Genomic DNA, 1178 nt, shown 5'->3' with positions numbered 1-1178 from the left:
TGTGGGAGATTCTATGTTGCAGGGGAACCCTGCAGCCTTAAATTTGGCTGGTATTCGCTCTGGTTTTTCATGAGAGCGAATGCCACCCGGCATAGCTTGCGGGCGAGGATCACCAGGGCTTGGGTTTTTGCCAAGCCTCTGACGAGATAGGACTCATAGTACGGTTTCCAGGTGGCAGACCGACAAGCCGCCATCGCCGCGTTGTGAGCCAGGCGCCGCAGCTCCGTATCGCCTTTTTTGGACAGGTGGCGAGGGCTGTTCTTCTTGCCTGAATCCTTTGCTCGCAAGTCCATCCCCAAAAAAGCAATGAATGCATCGCCGTTGGCGAAGTGACCGCGCATGAATGCGGTCGCCAAGCCCATAGCCGTAAGCTCACCGATCCCCTCAATGGCTTTGCAGCGCTTGATGTTTTCGGTGATGCCTGCCTTTTTGCTGACTTTGTGCAGTAATTTCTGGATGGCTTGCTCCGCTTGTTTGAAGGACTTCAATTGCCGGGCCAATTCATCCTTCAGAAGCGGTTCACCTGACCAACTCAGCGTCATGCCCACACGCACATTGATAAGCTCTGCGCGTCTATGAAGCAGACTTTTCAACACYTTGTAGGCCTGCGGAGGTGGACTCCAGAGGCGCAGTCGATCCTGCTCGCTAGACAGGTAACGCGCGAGCAGGCGCGCATCACAAGGGTCGGTTTTCGCCCGTTGGCCAATGCTTTCGCGGTAGTGGCTCAGACGATAAGCATCCACAACGTAAACCCGGTGTCCCATTTCATGGGCCAGTTCGACCGTGTCCAAGTGGTAAATGCTGGTGGCTTCCAAAGCAATTGAGCTTTGCGCAGGCAGAGCTTTGAGCCAACGCCCAAGAGTCTCTCGGTCGTTGTTGATGTGTTGAGTGGTTTGCATGTCTTCGCGGTAAGCGACGATTTCGGCCTTGGCTACATCGATACCGATTACCGTTGGCGAGGTAAGGATTGTCATGACGAATCCTCGGAGCTAGGGTTTAAGGGCTTGTCGGGGTTTACCCTTGCGCTGGCTTGCCTCTATCGTCGGTTTTACCGATGAATTCCTTATCGGCGCTTCGGGTAGAAGGGGCGGGACGAGAAGTCTCCCACGGTCCGTACTGGCTAGAGTCGGAATCGAGCTTTTAGTCCCGCCCACCCCTTCAAGTCTAAACATACAAGC

At 54.6% G+C, this 1178-nt stretch carries 1 protein-coding gene; it reads right to left on the bottom strand.

Features of this window, described 5'->3' with window-relative positions; translation table 11 throughout:
* Nucleotides 1–11: 11 nt before the first annotated feature.
* Complete coding sequence (locus AC1DZE_RS23235) at nucleotides 12–974, bottom strand: IS110 family transposase (protein ID WP_046031124.1); 963 nt, start codon at nucleotides 972–974, stop codon at nucleotides 12–14.
* Nucleotides 975–1178: the final 204 nt, after the last annotated feature.

This window comes from Polaromonas sp. P1_F1 (assembly GCF_056405795.1).
Note: the sequence above shows the minus strand (reverse complement) of the source record. Positions and strands in the feature narration are given on the sequence as shown.